Consider the following 18,322-nt stretch of genomic DNA (forward strand, 5'->3'; position numbering starts at 1 on the left):
GGCTGGCGCCTCTGGCGGCTGCATGGAGGAGCGTAGCGGCTCAGGGGGGGCTTCAACTAAACACTCTCCGCGCCTGCGGCGAGCCAGCCGACAGGTCGCGGCCATCGAGCTGGTCGTACAGCAGCTCCAGGTCGGCGGCGATGGGGTCCATCGCCATGGCGGGCAGGGGGACACCGTTCTGGTCGCACAGCACCGCGTCCATGCTCTCGCACAGCAGGCGGGCGACCTCGCGCAGGCGCGCAAAGGGTTGCTCGCTGCGGTGCACCTGCGCGACGTCGAGGCTGAGCAGCAGCTCACGCACGGCGGATTGCTCCGGGTCGTCCGAGAGCGCGGCCTGGGTGTCGAAGGCCAGCGTCAACACGGCGCCGCCGCCCTCGCCGATCGCGGGCAACACCATGCGGCCGGGCAGCGTGCCAGCGACGAAACCGGCGCGCGCGGCGTTCTGGTGCACGTAGCCGGGGCTCCAGGCGGCTTGTCGGGCGCGCAGCAGGAACGCGAGCTGGGCGTCGTGGTCGCTGGCGAACTGGTCAAGCTCGCGCGCGCGGGCCACCTCGTGCAGCATGTCGGGAAAATCGGGGGCGGCACCCAATTCGTCGGCGAAGGCCTGCGTCTTGGCAACGAATTCAGAAAATTCAATCTCGTTGAGTGCGCCAGTGCGGTTGGCCAGTTGCACGCCTGCCTGGAAGGCCCGGTAGCGCTGGCCGGGCGCGGGCATCTCCCACTGGCCGGTGGCCTCGTTCTGGCCCTCAATGGCAAAGGGCTTGCTGCCAGCGCGGCGCGTGGGCGGCAGCGCGGCCAGCGCGGCCTCGCCCGTGTGGGCGTGCTCAAGCACCAGCGGCGCGACCGCATCGATCAGGGCGTCGAGCGCGTAGCGCCGCTCACTGGCGTGGCTGGTGGGGGGCAGCACCAGTGCGTCGTCCCCCGGCAGCGCAGGGGCGAAATCGCTCTCGCCACTTGCCGCCACCTGCGCGAAGCTGCCAGCGGCGCCGGGCGGGGCGTCCGCCAGGGGCACGGCACCGTCAAACGCGGGCTCCTGGCGCGGCGCATCGCTGCGCTCGGCCCGGCGCGGGGCGTTCTTGTGGCTGGTCCAGGCGTTCCAGGCCACGATGAGGGCCAACAATACGGCGCCGATCACGGCCAGACTCATTTGCAAGGTACTCATAAAAAACGTTCTCGGCTTGCGAAAAATAGCGCGCTAGACATAAGGCTCAATTCTGACCACTGCTTCGCCAGGGAACGGCAGCGCCCGTGGCGCGAAGCGGCGCAGGGGGAATCATGTGCCCACCATCGACAGCGCCGATTCCATGTCCACCGCGACGATGCGCGAGACGCCCTGCTCCTGCATGGTGACACCAATGAGCTGGCGGGCCATTTCCATCGCAATTTTGTTGTGGCTGATGAAAAGGAATTGTGTCTCTTTGCTCATGCTCGATACCAGTTTGGCATAGCGTTCGGTGTTGGCGTCGTCCAGTGGTGCGTCCACCTCGTCCAGCAAGCAGAACGGCGCCGGGTTGAGCTGGAAGATGGCAAACACCAGCGCAATGGCCGTGAGTGCTTTCTCGCCGCCCGAGAGCAGGTGGATGGTCTGGTTCTTCTTGCCTGGCGGCTGCGCCATGACCTGCACGCCCGAATCGAGGATTTCGTCACCGGTGACGATCAGGCGCGCGTTGCCGCCGCCAAACAGCTCGGGAAACATGCGGCCGAAGTGCTGGTTCACGGCGTCGAACGTGCCCGAGAGCAACTGGCGCGTCTCGCCGTCGATCTTGCGGATGGCGTCTTCCAGCGTGGTCATGGCCTCGGTGAGGTCGGCGGTTTGCGCGTCGAGGAACAGCTTGCGCTCGCTGGCGGCGGCGAGCTCTTCCAGCGCGGCCAGGTTGACGGCGCCCAGCGCGGCAATCTCGCGCTGCAGGCGGTCAATTTCGCCCTGCAAGCCCGACAGGCGGACGCTGCCCTCGGCAATCGAGACTTCGAGCGCCGCCAGGTCCGCCTCGGCGTCCTGCAACAGCGTCGTGTACTGCTCCAGGCCCAGGCGCGCGGCCTGTTCCTTGAGCTGAAATTCCGTGATGCGCGCGCGCAGGGGTTCGAGCGCGCGCTCGAGCTGCATGCGCCGCTCGTCGCTGGCGCGCAGACGGGCCGTGAGGTCGTCGTAGCGGCTGCGCTCGGCCGCCAGGGCCTGTTCGCTTTCGATTTTTTTCGCCAGCACCTGCTGCAGGCCGCCCTGGGCGGCGGCGTCGGTCAGGCGATCGAGCTCACCCTGGGCGCGGACGCGCTCCTCGGCCAGCGCCTGGGCTTGTGCCGTGGCCGTCGCCAGGGTGCGCTCAAGCTCGGCGCGCCGCTGCGCCGCGCTGCGCTGTGAGAACACGGCCTCCTGCGCCTGGCGCTCCAGGCTGCGCTGCTGCTCGCGGCATTCAGCGAGTTTGCGTTCGGCCTCGATGGCGCGCTCGCCGAGTTGGGCATGGCGCTCCTGCGTGTCGGCCAGTTGCATGTCAAGCTCTTCAAAACGCGCCTCGGCGGTGGCAGAGCGCTCGTGCAAATCGGCAAGCTGGGCTTCGACTTCGGCCAGATCGCCCTCGATCTGCGCGCTGCGCGCACGCGCCTGCTCGGCCAACTGCGCCATGCGCAGGTGCTCGACCTGCAGTTCATGTGCCTGGCCCTGCACCTCGCTTGCCTCGCGGCGCAGTTGCGCCAGGCGCTGCGCGCCGTCCTGGTACGCGGCTTCGGCGCGGACCAGGGCGTTCTTGGCCTCTTCGCTGATAAGCGCCTGGGCGCGCAATTCCTTTTCCAGGTGCTCGATTTCCTGCGCGCGCGCCAGCAGGCCCGCCTGCTCGGAATCCTGGGCATAAAAACCCACGCTGTGCGCGGTGACAGCGTGGCCGCCGGGCACGTAAATCGCTTCGCCGGGCTGCAGGCGTTCGCGCTGGGCCAGGGCGTCGTCCAGCGTTGGCGCGGTGTAGCAGCCCTGCAGCCATTCGGCGAGGATGCCGGCCAGCCCCGCATCGTGCACGCGCAGCAAGGCCGAGAGGCGCGGCAGGGCCGCTGCTGGCGGCGTGTGCGGCGCCACCGGCGGGCTGAAAAACGCCAAGCGCGCCGGCGGCGCCTCGTTGCCGCTGTGGCCGAGGAAGCCGCGCACGGTTTCCAGCCGCCCCACTTCCAGGGCCGAGAGGCGCTCGCGCAGCGCCGCTTCCAGCGCGTTTTCCCAGCCGCTTTCAATGTGGATGCGTGTCCACAATCCCGCCATGCCAGCCAGGCCCTGGCGCTCAAGCCAGGGCTGCAGCTTGGACGAGGTCTTGAGCTTTTCCTGCAGGGCCTTGAGGGCGTCCATACGCGCCGAGAGTTCGGTCAGGCGCGCGCTCTCCAGGTTGACCGCCTGCTGGCGCGTGCGCCGCTCGTCGTCGAGCGCCGGCACGGCGTCCTGCAGCTCGGCCAGGCGCGCGGCCTGCGTGTCCGCCAGTTCGCGGGCGGCATCGAGCTGCTGCTGCAGGTTGGCCAGGCGCGCCTCGTCCGGGGCCGCCAGGGCATTCCTGTCGGTGCGCAAGCGCTCGAAGCGCTGCTCCTGCTGGCGCTTTTGCTCCTGCTGGCTGCGCTGTTCGGCCGCCAGCACCTGAATCTGCTGCTGCACCTGGGCGACGGCATTGCGCTGTTCATCGGCAGCGCGCTGGCTGCTGCGCAAGGCGTCTTCGAGGTCGGGCAGCAAAGCGGCCTGTTCTTCGACCTGGGCAGCGAGCATTTCGGCGCGCTCCTCGGCATCTGCGCCAGCGCCGGTCTGGTTGTCGAGCTCGGCTTGCGCACCCGCGCTGCGGCCGGCCCACTCGTCGATTTGTGCTGCCAGTTGCACCAGGCGCTGCTCGACGCGTTGGCGGCCTTCGACCACATAGCGAATCTCGGCTTCCAGGCGCCCGACTTCGGCCGTCACCTCGTAGAGCTTGCCCTGGGCCTGGTTGACCTGGTCGCCAGCGGTGTAATGGGCCTGGCGCACGGTTTCGAGCTCGGATTCCACATGGCGCAGATCGGCGGTGCGCGATTCCAGGTCGTTCAAGGCCTGCAGGCCGTCCAGGCGCACGCGCTCTTGCTCGGCCTCGGCGTCGGCACGCTTTAAAAACCACTGCTGCTGCTGGCGCAGTTGGGCCTGGGCATTCAAGGCCTTGTAGCGCTGGGCCACCTCGGCCTGCTTTTCCAGGCGCTCCAGGTTGCCGCCCAGCTCGCGCAGGATGTCTTCGACGCGGGTGAGGTTCTCGCGCGTATCGTGCAAGCGGTTTTCTGTTTCGCGCCGGCGCTCTTTGTATTTCGACACGCCTGCCGCCTCTTCGAGGAACAAACGCAGCTCTTCGGGCCGGCTTTCAATGATGCGGCTGATCGTGCCCTGGCCAATGATGGCGTAGGCGCGCGGCCCCAGCCCCGTGCCCAGGAACACATCCTGCACGTCGCGGCGGCGCACCGGCTGGCCGTTGATGTAGTAGCTGCTGGTGCCGTCGCGGGTCAGCACGCGCTTGACGGCGATCTCGGCGTACTGGTTCCACTGGCCGCCGGCGCGGTGGTCGTTGTTCTCGAACACCAGCTCGACGCTGGCACGGCTGGCCTGCTTGCGGGTTGTCGTGCCGCTGAAGATCACGTCCTGCATGGATTCGCCGCGCAGCTCGCTGGCTTTGCTCTCGCCCAGCACCCAGCGTACGGCGTCCATGATGTTGGACTTGCCGCAACCGTTGGGGCCCACCACGCCCACCAGTTGGCCTGGCAGCAGGAAGTTGGTGGGTTCGGCGAACGATTTGAAGCCGGAAAGTTTGATCGAATTGAGTCGCACGGATCGCTCGGTAGCGCAAGCACCGCTGGCGCGGTGCCAACGAAGGTCACGGCATCGGCACACTGGCCCGGGCCAGCTCTCCGACGGGCTGCAATGTTACCTGAGCGCTCCCCTGTTTTCGGGCCTGGGGAGCCGGTTTTCGTGGCCGCAAGCAGCGCCGCTGCGCCCTGCTGCCAGCGGGTTGCGGCGGCAAGCCGCGCGATAGCTCCGGCCATCGCCGTGGTTGGCGCCCGGCCTGACGGCGATTTCGACAGCGTTCATTTTTTTAGCCTGCTTACAACCCACGACACTGGCGGAAGTGAGGCAAATCCCAACGCAGGTATCCAGAGGTATCTGTCATTGCGGCGACATGGAGTGGACGCAACAATCTCCCCATTGCACGACGAAGGAGATGCCTATGTCCATGGAATTGCTGCGCGAGCTGGCCGACCGGCCTCTGCCTTGCACCCTTACCAGCGAACACGATATTGACCGCCTGCGCGTTTTGCGCGCGGCCGGACTGATCGTGGCCCTGCTTCCCAAGCCAGGCTCGGAGAGCCAGCTGGGCAGAGTCCTCACCCTCACGAGCGCGGGCCGCCAGGCGCTTTCCAGGGAGTCGGAAAACGCTCCAGGATGAGGGCCTGAGGGTCTTTTATTCCCATATGAATCCCATGGTTATCTGAATAGTTGCTTGCGCAATAGTTGTCCTATCAATTAAATTCTCGGGCATGGATTCGCCCGATATTTCCGCTGCTTCCTGCCCGCTCGCCGCAGCGCCAGACACGGCCCCTGCGGGAGGCGTAGCGCCCGACTTGTATACCGCCGCCAGCATCCGGCCCGAGAACAGCGTGGGCTACCTGCTGCGCAACGTGCTCTCGTCCATCCGCAACATGGCCGATACACAGCTCCAGGGCCGTGGCCTTACCTTCGCCCAGTGCCTGCCGCTGTACAAGATTTCGCGCTGCCAGAACACCACCCTGGCGGCACTGGCCCGCGACATGGAAGCCGACCCAGCCGCAGTGACCCGGCTGCTCGACCGGCTAGAAGCCAAGGAACTGGTCGTGCGCGAGCGCTCCACCAGCGACCGCCGCGTGGTGCATGTGCACACCACGCCTCTGGGCACGGCCATGGCCGAAGAGCTGACGCCGGTGCTTGCGGACACCCTGAATGCCCATCTGGCGGGGTTCTCCACGGACGAATGGCAGCAACTGATTGACCTGCTGCGCCGCATGCTGGCCAATGGCGAAGCCGCCCGCAAATAACTTTCCTCTCAAGGCCTGTCATGTCTGACCTTTCGCGTCCGCGCTCGCGCGGCACCTTCCTTCGTGGCTCGCTGGCCCTGGCTGTCGCCAGTCTCCTGGTGGCTTGCGCCAACCCTGGTGCTGCGCACCATCCCCTGGAGCGCACCGCATCGCAAGCCCTGGGCCTGGCAACCACGCCTGCCAGCACAGCAGAACTTCCCACTGCGCAGTGGTGGAAGGCCTTGGGCGACGTGCAGCTCGACGCCCTGATGGGCGAGGCGCTGGCCCAGCACCCGAGCCTGGCCGTGGCGCGCGCACGCGCCGCCCAGGCGGCTGCGCTGGCCGACGCCCGCCGCGCGGCCAATGGGCCCCAGGCAGGTTTCGGCGCCGATGTCTCCCGCCAGCGCTACACCGCCAATGGCCTGTATCCGCCGCCGATCGCCGGCAACGTGTACAACAGCGAAAACCTTCAGGCCACCCTTAGCTGGACCCCCGATTTCTTTGGCCTGCACCACGCCGAACTCGAAGCCGCGCTGGGCCAGGCACGCGCCGCCCAGGCCGACGCCGCGGCCGCCGCCAATACCCTGGCGACGCAACTGGCACGCAGTTGGGTGGCGCTGGCGCGCATCCTGGCGGACCAGCAGGTGGCGCAGCAGGCGCTGGAGCAGCGCCAGTCCATCAAGCGACTGACCAGCGACCGCGTCACCGCCGGTCTCGACAGCCAGGTCGAGCTGACCCAGGCCGATGCCGCGGTGCCCGAGGCTGCGGCGCAAGTCGAAGCCCTGGCCGAGCAGGCGACGCTGGCACGCCGGCAGATTGCCGTGCTGGCCGGCAAGGCACCCGATGCCCTGCCCGCGCTCGCACCGCAACTGGGCGCACTGGCCCTGCCTGCCGTGCCTGCCGTACTCGGCGCCGACCTGCTGGGCCGCCGCCCCGACGTGGTCGCTGCGCGCTGGCGTATCGAGGCGGCGACGCAGGGGGTGTCTGCCGCCCGCAGCGAGTTCTATCCCAACATCAACCTCTCGGCTTTTATCGGGCTCAATGCGCTGGGGCTGGACAGCCTGTTCCAGGCCAGTTCACGCCAGATAGGGGTTGCACCCGCGCTGCGCTTGCCGATCTTTGACGGCGGGCGCCTGCGCGCCCAGTTGGGTGGCCGTCAGGCCGAGCTCGACGCGGCCATCGGGCAGTACAACGCCACGGTGCTTGACGCCGTCAAGCAGGCTGGCGACGCGCTGGCGTCGGTGCAGTCCATCGCCCGCCAGCAGGCCCTGCAACAGCAGGCGCAGGCAGGGTCGGAGAAAGCCTGGCGCTACGCCAAGGAGCGCTATGGCGCAGGCCTGGGCAATTACCTGGTGGTGCTGGGCACCGAAAGCCAGGTGTTGGCCCAGCGCCGCCAAGCCGTGGCACTGGAGGCCCGCGCCCTGGATGTGCGCGTGGCGCTGATGAATGCCCTGGGCGGCGGCTGGAGCGACGACACCGCAGCCCTGCAGACCGCCGCCCGTTGATTCTGTCAAGCCCCCCTATTTTCTGAAATTTCCGCAAGCGAGCCGACCATGAGCGAACCTCTGACCCCCCATGAAAACAAGACTGTCCGCCGCCGCGGCCTGACCCTGATTGCCGCCGCCGTCGTGGTGGTGGGCGTGGGCTGGGGCGCATGGGATTGGTTCAGTGGCCGCCACTTCGAATCCACCGACAACGCCTATGTCGCCGGCAACGTGGTGCAGATCACGCCGCAGGTCGGCGGTACCGTGGTGGCCATCGGTGCGGACGACACCGACCATGTGCAGGCCGGGCAGGCCCTGGTGCGCCTGGACCCGGCGGACGCGCGCATCGCGCTCGACCAGGCGCAGGCGCAACTGGCGCAGACCGTGCGCGAAGTGCGCAGCCTGTATGCCAACAATGCCACGCTCAAGGCGCAGATCAGCCTGCGCAGCGCCGATCTGGCGCGCGCCGAGGCCGAGGTTGCGCGCCTCGAAGACGACGTGCGGCGCCGCACGCCGCTGATGGCCAGCGGCGCCGTCGGCAAGGAAGAGTTCCAGCACGCCAATGCCGTCGTCAATACGGCAAAAAGCACCGCCACCGCAGCCCGCGCCGCCCTGCTGGCGGCGCAGGAGCAGCTCGCTGCGAGCCAGACGCAGACCGAAGGCACCAGCGTCGAGGAGCATCCCAACGTCCAGCGCGCCGCCGCCAAGGTGCGCGAGGCCTTTCTGGCCCTGCAGCGCATGGAACTGGTGGCGCCGGTGTCCGGCTATGTCGCCAAGCGCGGCGTCCAGCTCGGGCAGCGCGTGGCCGCTGGCGCACCGCTGATGACCGTGGTGGCGCTGGACGACCTGTGGGTCGACGCCAACTTCAAGGAAAGCCAGTTGCAAAAGCTGCGGATTGGCCAGAGCGTCGAGCTCGAAGCCGACGTGTACGGCAACAAGGTGGCCTACCACGGCACGGTGATCGGCCTGGGCGCGGGCACTGGCGCGGCCTTTGCCCTGCTGCCGGCGCAGAACGCCACCGGCAACTGGATCAAGGTCGTGCAGCGCGTGCCGGTGCGCATCGCCCTCGATGCCGCCGAGGTTGCCAAGCACCCGCTGCGCGTCGGCCTGTCGATGAACGTCAAGGTCGATATCGCCGACCAGAGCGGCAAGATGCTCTCGAGCACCCAGCGCAGCGACCCCGTAGCGGCCACGGCGGTGTACGACGAACAGTTGAAAGCCGCCGACGCGGCCGTTGAGAAAACGATTGCCGCCAACTTGGGCCACAAGGTGAGCGCGCGGGCCTCTGCTGCGGTCCTGGCTGCGGCGGTGCGCACGGCCACCCACTGAGCCGCCTAGCCCCCACACCATGACTGCTGCACAAGCCACCGCCGATGCTTCGGCGCTGCCTGCCGGCGCGCCCGACGCACCGCCGCCCCCTTCCGCGCCTGCCCGGCCCGCCCCCGTGGCGCATCCGCCGCTGCATGGCTCGGCTTTGCTGCTGGGCACGGTGGCGCTGTCGCTCGCCACGTTCATGAACGTGCTCGACTCGTCGATTGCCAACGTATCGATTCCCGCCATTGCCGGTGACGTGGGCGTGAGCCCGGCGCAAGGCACCTGGGTCATCACCAGCTTTGGCGTGGCCAACGCAATTTCAGTGCCCCTGACGGGCTGGCTCACGCAGCGCTTTGGCGCGGTACGCCTGTTCACCACGAGCATTCTGCTGTTCGTGCTCACCTCGTGGCTCTGCGGTTTTGCCTCGTCGCTGGAAATGCTGGTCGTGTTCCGGGTGCTGCAAGGCGCCGTGGCGGGGCCGATGATTCCGCTCTCGCAAACCCTGCTGCTGGCCAGCTACCCGCGCGCGCGCGCCGGCATGGCGCTGGCGCTCTGGGGCGTCACCACCCTGGTCGCGCCCGTGGTCGGGCCGCTGCTGGGCGGCTGGATCACGGACAACATCTCCTGGCCGTGGATTTTCTACATCAACGTGCCCGTGGGCCTGATCGCTGCGGCGGTGACGTGGAGCATCTACCGGCACCGCGAGACACCGCGCAAGAAGCTGCCCATCGACACGCTGGGCCTGTCGCTGCTGGTGGTCTGGGTCGGCTGCACGCAGCTCATGCTCGACAAGGGCAAGGAGCTTGACTGGTTTGCCTCGCCGCTGATCCTCACGCTGGCCATTGCTGCCGTGGTGGCACTGTCGGTCTTCCTGGTGTGGGAGCTGACGGACGACCACCCGGTGGTGGATCTGCGGCTTTTCGGCAAGCGCAACTTTGCCTTTGGCGTACTGTCCCTGTCGGTGGCCTACGCATTGTTCTTTGGCAACGTGGTGCTGCTGCCGCTGTGGCTGCAGCAGTTCATGGGCTACACCGCGACCAACGCCGGCATGGCGCTGGCACCTGTGGGTATTTTTGCCATCATGCTGACCCCCGTGGTGGGGCGCAAGGTGAGCGACTGGGACCCCCGCCGCATGGCCACGGGCGCCTTCGTGGTGTTTGCGCTGGTGCTGTGGATGCGTTCACGCTTCGACACCCAGACCGATTTCTGGCACATCCTGGTGCCCACGCTGATCCAGGGCGCTGCCATGGCGTTCTTCTTCATTCCACTGACAACCATCACCCTGTCCGATCTGCCGCCCGAGCGCATTCCCGCTGCGGCCGGTTTGAGCAATTTCGTGCGCATCATGGCCGGCGCCATGGGTGTCTCGATCTCCACCACCCTGTGGGAGAGCCGGGCCGCGCTGCACCATGCCCACCTCACCGAAGGCCTGGTGCAGGGTCAGGGCGTATTCGGGCAGACCTTGCTGCAGCTCCAGGGGCTGGGGATGTCGCAGGAGCAGGCCTTGGTGCAAATCAACCGCCTCATCGACCAACAGGCCTTTACGCGCGCGGCGGACGACATCTTCGTCGGCTCGGCGTACTTGTTCCTGGTGCTGATTGTCCTGATCTGGTTCACGCGCCGTCCTGGCAGTGGGGGTGACGCCGGGGCCGCCGCAGGGGCGCATTGACGTTGGGCGCTATTTTTCTAACGAAAATGGCGCCAAACGCTTATCTGCATTGCGCCTGAAGCTATATTTTTGATAGCCGTTTCAGGCCATCGGCAGAGGCTTTGCTCACGCAGGCGCGTGCCCACGCACCAGCGCCACGAACGGTTCGGCGGGCACGGGCCGGCTCAGCAGATAGCCCTGCCAGGCGTAGCAGTGCTGGCGCGCCAGAAACTCCTGCTGGGCGACGGTTTCCACGCCTTCGGCCATCACCTGCAGGCCCAGGCTCGCGCCCAAGGCCACGATGGTGCGCACGATGGATGCGTCGTTCGGGTCCGTCAGCACGTCGCGCACAAAGCTCTGGTCGATCTTGAGCTGATCGAGCGGCAGGCGCTTGAGGTACGAGAGGCTCGAATACCCAGTGCCAAAATCGTCCAGCGAAAACCCGACACCGTAGGACTTGAGCTCGGTCATGCGCGTGGCCGACTCGTTCACGTCGTGCAGCAGCAGGCCCTCGGTCAGCTCCAGCTTGAGGCGCCTCGGCGCGGCGCCCGTGCTGGCGAGCGTGGCCAGCACCTGTTGCACGAAGCCAGCCTGGCGAAACTGGCGCGGGCTGACGTTGACGGCCAGCACCAGCTCGGCCAGTTGCGGGTCGCAGGCCCACTGCGCCAGCGTCAGGCAAGCCTGCTCCAGCACCCACTGGCCCAGCGGCAGAATCTGGCCGGAATCCTCCGCCATCGGGATAAAGACCGACGGCGAGACAAAACCGCGCTGGGGATGGTGCCAGCGCAGCAGTGCTTCGGCGCCCACGATACGGCCGTGGTCCACCTGCGGCTGGTAGTACAGCTCGAACTCGCCTTTGGCGAGGCCAGCGCGCATGTCTTCCTCCAGCGCAGCGCGTTCGTTGGCCAGGGCGTGCATGCTGGGGTCGTAGAAGCGCAGCGTGTCGCGGCCTGCGGCCTTGGCCTGGTACATGGCCAGGTCCACGCGCTGCAGCAGTTCGTCGACGCTGGCGTGGCCGGCACTGAACATGGCGACCCCCATGCTCAGCGTGCTGTGGTGCGCTTCACCGTCAATCAAGTAGGGCTTGCGCAGGGCGTCCAGAATCTTGTGGCCGATCTGCTCGCAGTGCGCCTGGGCCGATTCAGCGCTGTCGCCAACGCATTCGAGCAGCACGGCAAATTCGTCCCCCCCGGGCCGGGCCACGGCGTCATCGGTGCGCACGCACCCGACGATGCGCTCGGCGACCAGTTTGAGCAGGGCATCGCCGCGCTCATGGCCACGGGTGTCGTTGAGCGCCTTGAAGTTGTCCAGATCCAGCATCATCAGGGCGCAATGTTCCGGGGCTTTGCAGTGCGCGATCGCCTGCTTGATGCGGGTGACCAGCAGGCGCCGGTTGGGCAGGCCGGTCAGCAGGTCGTAGTAGGCCAGGGTGCGGATCTCCTTTTCGGCCGCCTTGCGCTGCGCAAGGTCGACAAAGGTGACCAGTAGCTGGGCCCCTACCCGCACGCCGGCCACTTCGAGCGCACGCGTCTGACCATCTGCTCCGGTGAGCTCGACTTCACCTTCGGGCAGCACCCCTTCGTTGCCGGCGACCCGATAGGCTTGCAGCCAGGCCGCCTGCAACTGGCTGCGATAGTGCGCATCCGGGTACGCTTTGCGCCACCAGACCTCGGCTTTCGGCACATCGGCCTGGGTATAGCCGGTCAGCTCGGTGAAACGCTGGTTGCACAGCGTCACATGGCCGTCGTGCTCCAACAGCATCACCCCCACGGGCAGGCGGTGCAGCAGCGCGTCCAGACGCGATTGGCTGCGCCGCAAGGCGTCCTCCATGGCGCGGCGAGCGGTGATGTCGTGCAGGACGACAATCGCCTGTGTCGCCGCGCTATCGCCCGAGCGCATGGCGCTGACCGTGCGCGCCACCCAGCGCTGCGGCAATGCCGCGGCGCTGGCTACCGGTGCCAGCGCACCGCCGAGGGACGCCAGCCCCAGCTCTTGCGTCAGCTCGCCACCCCCCAGAGTGCGCAGAGCGTGAAGATCCCCTTCGCTGCCTTCGGCGCCTGGCGTGGGCAGGAACAGATCACCAAGCACGCGCTCGCGCAATTGCGCGTTGCTCTGTCCCACGATGCTGCAAAAACGCGGGTTGACTTCGTTCAGCCGGCCGGTCTCGATATCCACCAGCGCCACCCCCACCGCCGCTTGCGTGAACAAGGCCTGGAACCGCCCCTCGCTTTTCTCACGCGCCGCGTCCGAATGGTGCGCACGCAGCAAGGCCAGGCGCCGTTGCCGCAGCAGCAGGCTGAGCACGGCGCCAAGCAGCAGCGTCAGCATCGCGGCCACGGCAGCGGTGTTGGCAGGCAACCGCCTCTCCGGCGGGCTCAGGAAGCGCTCGGTGGGCCGGAACACCAGTTGCCAGCGGCGGTCGTGCACCGCCACATTGCGCGTAGCCGGTCGCAGGTGCATAAGGGGCGCAGCCCCCGTGCTCCGGTAAAACACACTGGCCGGCTCGCTCCCGGGGGCCACACCGAGCGGCCCGAGGTCTGCGAGCTGGATGTCCAGGCCAGCTCCGCTTTCCCCCATCTGGGTGGAGTGCATCAGCTCCGGCACATTCACGGTGGCCGCCACGGCGCCGAGAAAATGCTCTGGCGGCGGCACTTGCATCCCCACACGCGCCACGTCGTAGACCGGCACGCGAATGACGAAGCCCGGCCGTGGCTCGGTCGCCTGCACCAGCATGAAGGGCTTGGAGACCACCGCCTCGCCCGTGGCGCGCGCATGCTGCATGGCCTTCAGATTGGCCGGCTGGGAGCCAATGTCGAAGCCCAGGATTTGCTCATTGCCAGGCACCGGCCAGATGTAGTCGGCGACAAAGTACTCGTCGCGCGGCACCAGCGGGTGTACGGCCAATCCCGGCAGGCCCAAGGCCTGCAAGGATGCGTCAGAGCGCGAGCGCAATTCAAACGCCGCAAGGTCTTTGGCCGCGACGCGGCGCGTGAACGCCAGGTTGACCAGGCCAGGGTTGCGCGACGTCGCTTCAAGCTCGTCCGCCGCGTGCTGGAACTGCGCACGCGTCAGCTCGGGGTTGGCGGAAAACAAGCCCCGCAGGCCATACACCACCTCGGTATCGCTTGCCAGCCGCGCCTTGAGCGCCAGGCTGACCTCGGTTGCCTGCTGCTCGAAGCGCGATTGCTCAATGAGGTTCAGCCGCCGCTGCTGCTCGAAGTACAGAAAGGTGGTGAACAGCAAACCCACGGCCACCAGCAGTGCGCCTGGCAACCAATAGGGAAAGCGGGAAGTGGTCGGGGCTCGGTGCATCTCCTGCAATGCTACCTGCACCGGCAGGCTTCTGAAAATAACAAGAAAAACAGCAGTTTTGGCACTATCAGAAAGGGATTGTTGCTATCGTTTTAGAAACCATTGGCATGCCAACCATGCCACAGCGCCGTGCGAACCCTGACCCGAAACTAGCGCTTGCGCCTACGCAGCGCGGACCACGGCACTTGCAAGATGGCGTCCATCACACAACAAAAGGGAAACCAACATGTCCATCTCGCTCATTCTGCTGATCGTCCTGATCCTCATCCTTGTCGGCGCCCTGCCCACCTGGGGCCACAGCCGATCCTGGGGGTACGGCCCAAGCGGCGGCATCGGTCTGGTCGTGCTGATCCTCGTCGTGCTGCTGCTGATGGGGCGGATCTGACGCTCTGCGCTGGCCAATAGATCGGGTGAACAGGCCCCAGGCGGCACCTTGCCACTGGCTACCGTGGCACAGGCCACCCGCCGCGCCCATCAGGCGCTCTGCCCCGCCGCGTGGGGGCTTGCCCTTTGCGGCGGCATCAGCAGCGCCTGCTGCGCTTCGACCGCACTGCGCAAAAAGGCCCAGGTCGCCTGCATGCGCGCAACGTGCTTGTTTTCTTCGGGCATGGACATCCAGAACGTGCGCACAAAGCGTGCACTGCCAGGCAGCACGGTCTGCAAGCTCGCGTCCTGCGCCGCCACAAATGCCGGCAGCACCGCCAGGCCCGCCCCGGCACGCACGGCCTCGTACTGCGCCAGCACGCTGGTGCTGCGCAGCGAGAAATGCGCCGGCCGGTGCAGCTCATCAAGAATTTGCAGCTCCTTGGTGAACAGCAGATCGTCCACATAGCTGACAAAGCTGTGCCCCGCCAAATCGGCCGCGCTGTGGATGGGCGGCCGCGCGGCGAGGTAAGCCTGCGCGCCGTAGAGCTGCAGCAGGTATTCGGCAAGTTTCACCACCAGCACCGCGCCGCGCGCCGGGCGTTCCAGCGAAATGACGATGTCCGCCTCGCGCCGCGAAAGGTGCACCAGCCGGGGCAGCGCCAGCAAATCGACCACCAGGCCTGGGTGTTCAGACGCAAAGTGCGCCAACTGCGGCGCCAGCACCAGGTTGCCAAACCCTTCGGTGGCCCCAATGCGCACCGCGCCGTGCAGGCCCTGGCGCACCCCGGGCGCGGCGTGCTCCACCGCCAGAAACGCCGCCTCCATGCCTTCGACCTGCGGCAGCAGGCTGCGGCCCGCCTCGCTCAGGCGGTGGCCCGCCGCTTCGCGCGCGAACAGCGGCGAACCGACCTGCTTTTCCAGCGCCTGAATGCGCCGCGCCACGGTGGTGTGGTCGACGCCCAAACGGCGCGCCGCACCCACCAGCGTGCCGGCGCGGGCCAGCTCCAGGAAATAGCGCAGGTTGTCCCAGTCCATCGGTATCCTCGAATTCGGGTTCGTTGTGCGTTTTTGCAAACTCCGTGCGCACGATTGTCTATTGTGCTGACAATTCTGCACAGCTACCATGGCCGGGTTCTGTGCACTGTTGCCAGTGTCGCTGCCCTGCCCTCTTTATTGGAGACTTCCCATGAACGCACCCACTCCCGTCGCCGCCCTGGCCCCCACCGTCAAGCTGCTCATTGGCGGCAAATTCGTCGAATCGAAAACCACCGAATGGCGCAACGTGGTGAACCCCGCCACACAGGAAGTGCTGGCCCGCGTGCCCTTTGCCACCGCGGACGAAATCGACGCGGCCATCGCCTCGGCCAAGGAAGCCTTCAAGACCTGGAAGAAGACCTCCATCGGCGCCCGCGCGCGCATCTTCCTGAAGTACCAGCACCTCATCCGCGAAAACATGGCCGAGCTGGCCGCGCTGCTCACCGCCGAACAAGGCAAGACCCTGCCCGACGCCGAAGGCGACGTGTTCCGCGGCCTCGAAGTGGTCGAGCACGCTGCCAGCATTGGCAACCTGCAACTCGGCGAGCTGGCCAACAACGTGGCCGGCGGTGTCGACACCTACACCCTGCTGCAGCCGCTGGGCGTGTGCGCCGGCATCACGCCGTTCAACTTCCCCGCGATGATTCCGCTGTGGATGTTCCCCATGGCGATTGCCACCGGCAACACCTTCGTGCTCAAGCCTTCCGAGCAAGACCCCATGGTCACCATGCGCCTGGTCGAACTCGCCATGGAGGCCGGCATCCCTGCCGGCGTGCTGAACGTGATTCACGGCGGCGAAATGGCCGTGAACGCGCTGTGCGACCACAAGGACATCAAGGCCGTCTCGTTCGTCGGCTCGACCAAGGTGGGCACGCATGTCTACCACCGCGCCACCCTGGCCGGCAAGCGTGCGCAATGCATGATGGGCGCGAAGAACCACGCCATCATCCTGCCCGACGCCAACAAGGACCAAACCTTGAACGCCCTGGCCGGTGCCGCCTTCGGCGCTGCCGGCCAGCGCTGCATGGCGCTGTCGGTGGTGGTTCTGGTGGGCGAGGCGCAAAAGTGGATTCCCGAGCTGGTCGAAAAAACCAAGACGCTCAAGGTCAACGCCGGCACCGAAAAAGGCACCGACGTCGGCCCGCTGATCTCCTGCGCCGCGCTCTCGCGCGTGGAAGGCCTGATCGAGCGCGGCATTGCCGAGGGCGCCAAGCTCGAACTCGACGGCCGCAAGCCCACCGTGGCCGGCTTTGAGAAGGGCAACTTTGTCGGCCCGACCATCTTCTCGGGCGTGAAACCCGGCATGGCCATCTACGACCAGGAAGTGTTCGGCCCGGTGCTGGCCATCGTGGCGGCGGACGACCTCGACCAGGCCATCGAGTTCATCAACGCCAACCCCAACGGCAACGGCACCGCCATCTTCACGCAGTCGGGCGCCGCAGCACGCAAGTTCCAGGAAGACATCGACGTCGGCCAGGTCGGCATCAACCTGCCGATTCCCGTGCCAGTCCCGCTGTTCTCGTTCACCGGTTCGCGCGCCTCCAAGCTCGGCGACCTGGGCCCCTACGGCAAGCAGGTGGTGATGTTCTACACGCAGACCAAGACGGTGACGCAGCGCTGGTTCGACGACAGCACGACCAGCCACGGTGTGAACACCACGATTAGTCTGAAGTAAGCCCCCGAGCGGCTCACGCCGCTCCCCCCTTCTCTCGCTTCGCGGGAAGGGGGGCGACGCCAGCGCGGCGGCGCGGCCAGCTTCGGCCCTGGCGCGTGGCCGCTGGAATTGGGCCGCGCTGAGTCGTACGCTGTACAGCTCGCGCCGCTCAGGCGAAATTTGAGTCAAATCAGGCTCTAGCGCTTATACCGTAAGCGCTAGCAGCTACAAAAACAAAAGCAAAACACAGCAGGAGAACCGCCGATGGACTTTGAACTCAACGAAGACCAGCGCGCCTTTGCGCAGACGGCGCGCGACTTCGCGGTGGCCGAACTCGCGCCGCACGCTGCCGAATGGGACGCGCAGGCCATCTTCCCCAAAGCCACCATCGCCAAAGCCGGCGAGCTGGGTTTCTGCGGCCTCTACGCGCCCGAATCGATTGGTGGTCTCGCCCTGCCGCGCCTCGACGCCACGCTGGTGTTCGAGGAAATGGCGGCATACGACCCATCGACGACCGCCTTCATCACCATTCACAACATGGCGACCTGGATGCTGGGCACCTGGGGCACAGAAGCCGTGCGCGAGCGCTGGGGCGCGCTGCTCACCAGCGGCGAAAAACTGGCCTCGTACTGCCTGACCGAGCCCGGCGCCGGGTCGGACGCCGCATCACTCAAGACCCGCGCCGACCGTTTTGAGGGTGGCTACCGCATCAACGGCGCCAAAGCCTTCATCTCCGGCGCCGGCGCCACCGACGTGCTGGTGCTCATGGCCCGCACGGGCGATGCCCAGTCGGGCGCGCGCGGCATCAGCGCCTTTGCCGTGCCGGCCGATGCCCCCGGCATCAGCTACGGCAAGAAAGAAGAAAAAATGGGCTGGAACAGCCAGCCCACGCGCACCATCAGCTTCGACAACGTCGAAGTGCCACTTGAGAACCTGCTGGGCGCCGAGGGCGAGGGTTTCAAGATCGCCATGAAGGGGCTGGACGGCGGGCGCATCAACATCGCCACCTGCTCCGTCGGCGCCGCGCAAGGCGCGCTCAACCAGGCGCAGAGCTACCTGCACGAGCGCAAGCAGTTCGGCAAAACCCTGGCGAGCTTCCAGGCGCTGCAATTCAAGCTGGCCGACATGGCCACCGAACTGGTTGCCGCGCGGCAAATGGTGCGCCTGGCCGCCAGCAAACTCGACGCCAGCGCACCCGACGCCTCCACCTACTGCGCCATGGCCAAGCGCTTTGCCACCGACGCGGGCTTCAACGTCTGCAACGAAGCGCTGCAACTGCACGGCGGCTACGGCTACATCCGCGAATACCCGCTCGAGCGCCTGCTGCGCGACAGCCGCGTGCACCAGATTCTGGAAGGCACGAACGAAATCATGCGGGTCATCATTGCGCGGCGCATGCTGGATGGCGATGCGCCGGACGCGATTCGCTAGCGAATCTATAGCTGCTACCGCATAGACAGCAAGCGCTACCGGCATTTTTACCCATTAATC

The 18,322-nt window shown here is 66.9% G+C and carries 12 protein-coding genes; 8 read left to right on the forward strand and 4 right to left on the reverse strand.

Annotation, left to right across the window (positions count from 1 at the left end):
- Window positions 1-52 precede the first annotated feature (52 nt).
- Together D3F03_RS02370 and smc are read right to left on the reverse strand one after the other, a co-directional pair.
- Window positions 53-1,162 carry a cell division protein FtsZ gene (locus D3F03_RS02370; protein WP_119107753.1) on the reverse strand — a complete coding sequence of 370 codons (1,110 nt, stop codon included), beginning with the start codon at window positions 1,160-1,162 and terminating at the stop codon, window positions 53-55.
- A 111-nt stretch (window positions 1,163-1,273) separates the two neighbouring features.
- Window positions 1,274-4,798, reverse strand: a complete 3,525-nt coding sequence (gene smc / locus D3F03_RS02375; RefSeq protein WP_119107754.1) for a chromosome segregation protein SMC — start codon at window positions 4,796-4,798, stop codon at window positions 1,274-1,276.
- A gap of 397 nt (window positions 4,799-5,195) precedes the next feature.
- Here smc and D3F03_RS02380 point away from each other — a divergent pair, with 397 nt between their 5' ends.
- The 5 genes from D3F03_RS02380 to D3F03_RS02400 all read left to right on the forward strand — a co-directional run bounded on the left by D3F03_RS02380 (window position 5,196) and on the right by D3F03_RS02400 (window position 10,485).
- A complete protein-coding gene (locus D3F03_RS02380; protein WP_147414693.1) occupies window positions 5,196-5,414 on the forward strand; it encodes a hypothetical protein in 219 nt (72 codons plus the stop codon).
- Window positions 5,415-5,505: 91 nt separating this feature from the next.
- Entirely contained in the window at window positions 5,506-6,039 is a 534-nt protein-coding gene (locus tag D3F03_RS02385) for a MarR family winged helix-turn-helix transcriptional regulator (protein ID WP_119107756.1), read from the forward strand.
- A gap of 20 nt (window positions 6,040-6,059) precedes the next feature.
- Window positions 6,060-7,523: an efflux transporter outer membrane subunit gene (locus tag D3F03_RS02390; protein ID WP_119107757.1), complete on the forward strand. Its 1,464-nt coding sequence runs from the start codon at window positions 6,060-6,062 to the stop codon at window positions 7,521-7,523.
- A gap of 48 nt (window positions 7,524-7,571) precedes the next feature.
- Complete coding sequence (locus D3F03_RS02395) at window positions 7,572-8,831, forward strand: HlyD/EmrA/EmrK family protein (RefSeq protein WP_119107758.1); 1,260 nt, start codon at window positions 7,572-7,574, stop codon at window positions 8,829-8,831.
- Between the two features lie 19 nt (window positions 8,832-8,850).
- Window positions 8,851-10,485 (forward strand): DHA2 family efflux MFS transporter permease subunit, encoded by a 1,635-nt coding sequence (locus tag D3F03_RS02400; protein ID WP_119107759.1) that lies wholly within the window; start codon window positions 8,851-8,853, stop codon window positions 10,483-10,485.
- Window positions 10,486-10,590: 105 nt separating this feature from the next.
- On the opposite strand, the gene D3F03_RS02405 is transcribed toward D3F03_RS02400, so the two are convergent.
- Window positions 10,591-13,776 (reverse strand): bifunctional diguanylate cyclase/phosphodiesterase, encoded by a 3,186-nt coding sequence (locus D3F03_RS02405; RefSeq protein WP_119107760.1) that lies wholly within the window; start codon window positions 13,774-13,776, stop codon window positions 10,591-10,593.
- Window positions 13,777-14,002: 226 nt separating this feature from the next.
- Between D3F03_RS02405 and D3F03_RS02410 the strand changes: the two genes are divergently transcribed.
- Window positions 14,003-14,161: a DUF3309 family protein gene (locus tag D3F03_RS02410; protein WP_106447573.1), complete on the forward strand. Its 159-nt coding sequence runs from the start codon at window positions 14,003-14,005 to the stop codon at window positions 14,159-14,161.
- An 89-nt stretch (window positions 14,162-14,250) separates the two neighbouring features.
- Here D3F03_RS02410 and D3F03_RS02415 read toward each other — a convergent pair whose 3' ends face one another.
- Entirely contained in the window at window positions 14,251-15,177 is a 927-nt protein-coding gene (locus D3F03_RS02415) for a LysR family transcriptional regulator (RefSeq protein ID WP_119107761.1), read from the reverse strand.
- A gap of 151 nt (window positions 15,178-15,328) precedes the next feature.
- Between D3F03_RS02415 and D3F03_RS02420 the strand changes: the two genes are divergently transcribed.
- A complete protein-coding gene (locus D3F03_RS02420; RefSeq protein WP_119107762.1) occupies window positions 15,329-16,852 on the forward strand; it encodes a CoA-acylating methylmalonate-semialdehyde dehydrogenase in 1,524 nt (507 codons plus the stop codon).
- 243 nt (window positions 16,853-17,095) lie between these two features.
- Entirely contained in the window at window positions 17,096-18,262 is a 1,167-nt protein-coding gene (locus D3F03_RS02425) for an acyl-CoA dehydrogenase family protein (protein ID WP_119107763.1), read from the forward strand.
- The last annotated feature ends 60 nt before the right edge of the window (window positions 18,263-18,322 follow it).

This window comes from Simplicispira hankyongi (assembly GCF_003570885.1).
Lineage (GTDB): Bacteria > Pseudomonadota > Gammaproteobacteria > Burkholderiales > Burkholderiaceae_C > Simplicispira > Simplicispira hankyongi.

Bases quoted from the DNA above. Each gene is read 5' to 3' on its own strand.
- D3F03_RS02410 (WP_106447573.1), top strand. From the start codon at position 14,003: ATGTCCATCTCGCTCATTCTGCTGATCGTCCTGATCCTCATCCTTGTC.
- D3F03_RS02400 (WP_119107759.1), top strand. From the start codon at position 8,851: ATGACTGCTGCACAAGCCACCGCCGATGCTTCGGCGCTGCCTGCCGGC.
- D3F03_RS02425 (WP_119107763.1), top strand. From the start codon at position 17,096: ATGGACTTTGAACTCAACGAAGACCAGCGCGCCTTTGCGCAGACGGCG.
- D3F03_RS02415 (WP_119107761.1), bottom strand. From the start codon at position 15,177: ATGGACTGGGACAACCTGCGCTATTTCCTGGAGCTGGCCCGCGCCGGC.
- D3F03_RS02390 (WP_119107757.1), top strand. From the start codon at position 6,060: ATGTCTGACCTTTCGCGTCCGCGCTCGCGCGGCACCTTCCTTCGTGGC.
- D3F03_RS02420 (WP_119107762.1), top strand. From the start codon at position 15,329: ATGAACGCACCCACTCCCGTCGCCGCCCTGGCCCCCACCGTCAAGCTG.
- D3F03_RS02385 (WP_119107756.1), top strand. From the start codon at position 5,506: ATGGATTCGCCCGATATTTCCGCTGCTTCCTGCCCGCTCGCCGCAGCG.
- D3F03_RS02380 (WP_147414693.1), top strand. From the start codon at position 5,196: ATGTCCATGGAATTGCTGCGCGAGCTGGCCGACCGGCCTCTGCCTTGC.
- D3F03_RS02405 (WP_119107760.1), bottom strand. From the start codon at position 13,776: ATGCACCGAGCCCCGACCACTTCCCGCTTTCCCTATTGGTTGCCAGGC.
- D3F03_RS02395 (WP_119107758.1), top strand. From the start codon at position 7,572: ATGAGCGAACCTCTGACCCCCCATGAAAACAAGACTGTCCGCCGCCGC.
- D3F03_RS02370 (WP_119107753.1), bottom strand. From the start codon at position 1,162: ATGAGTACCTTGCAAATGAGTCTGGCCGTGATCGGCGCCGTATTGTTG.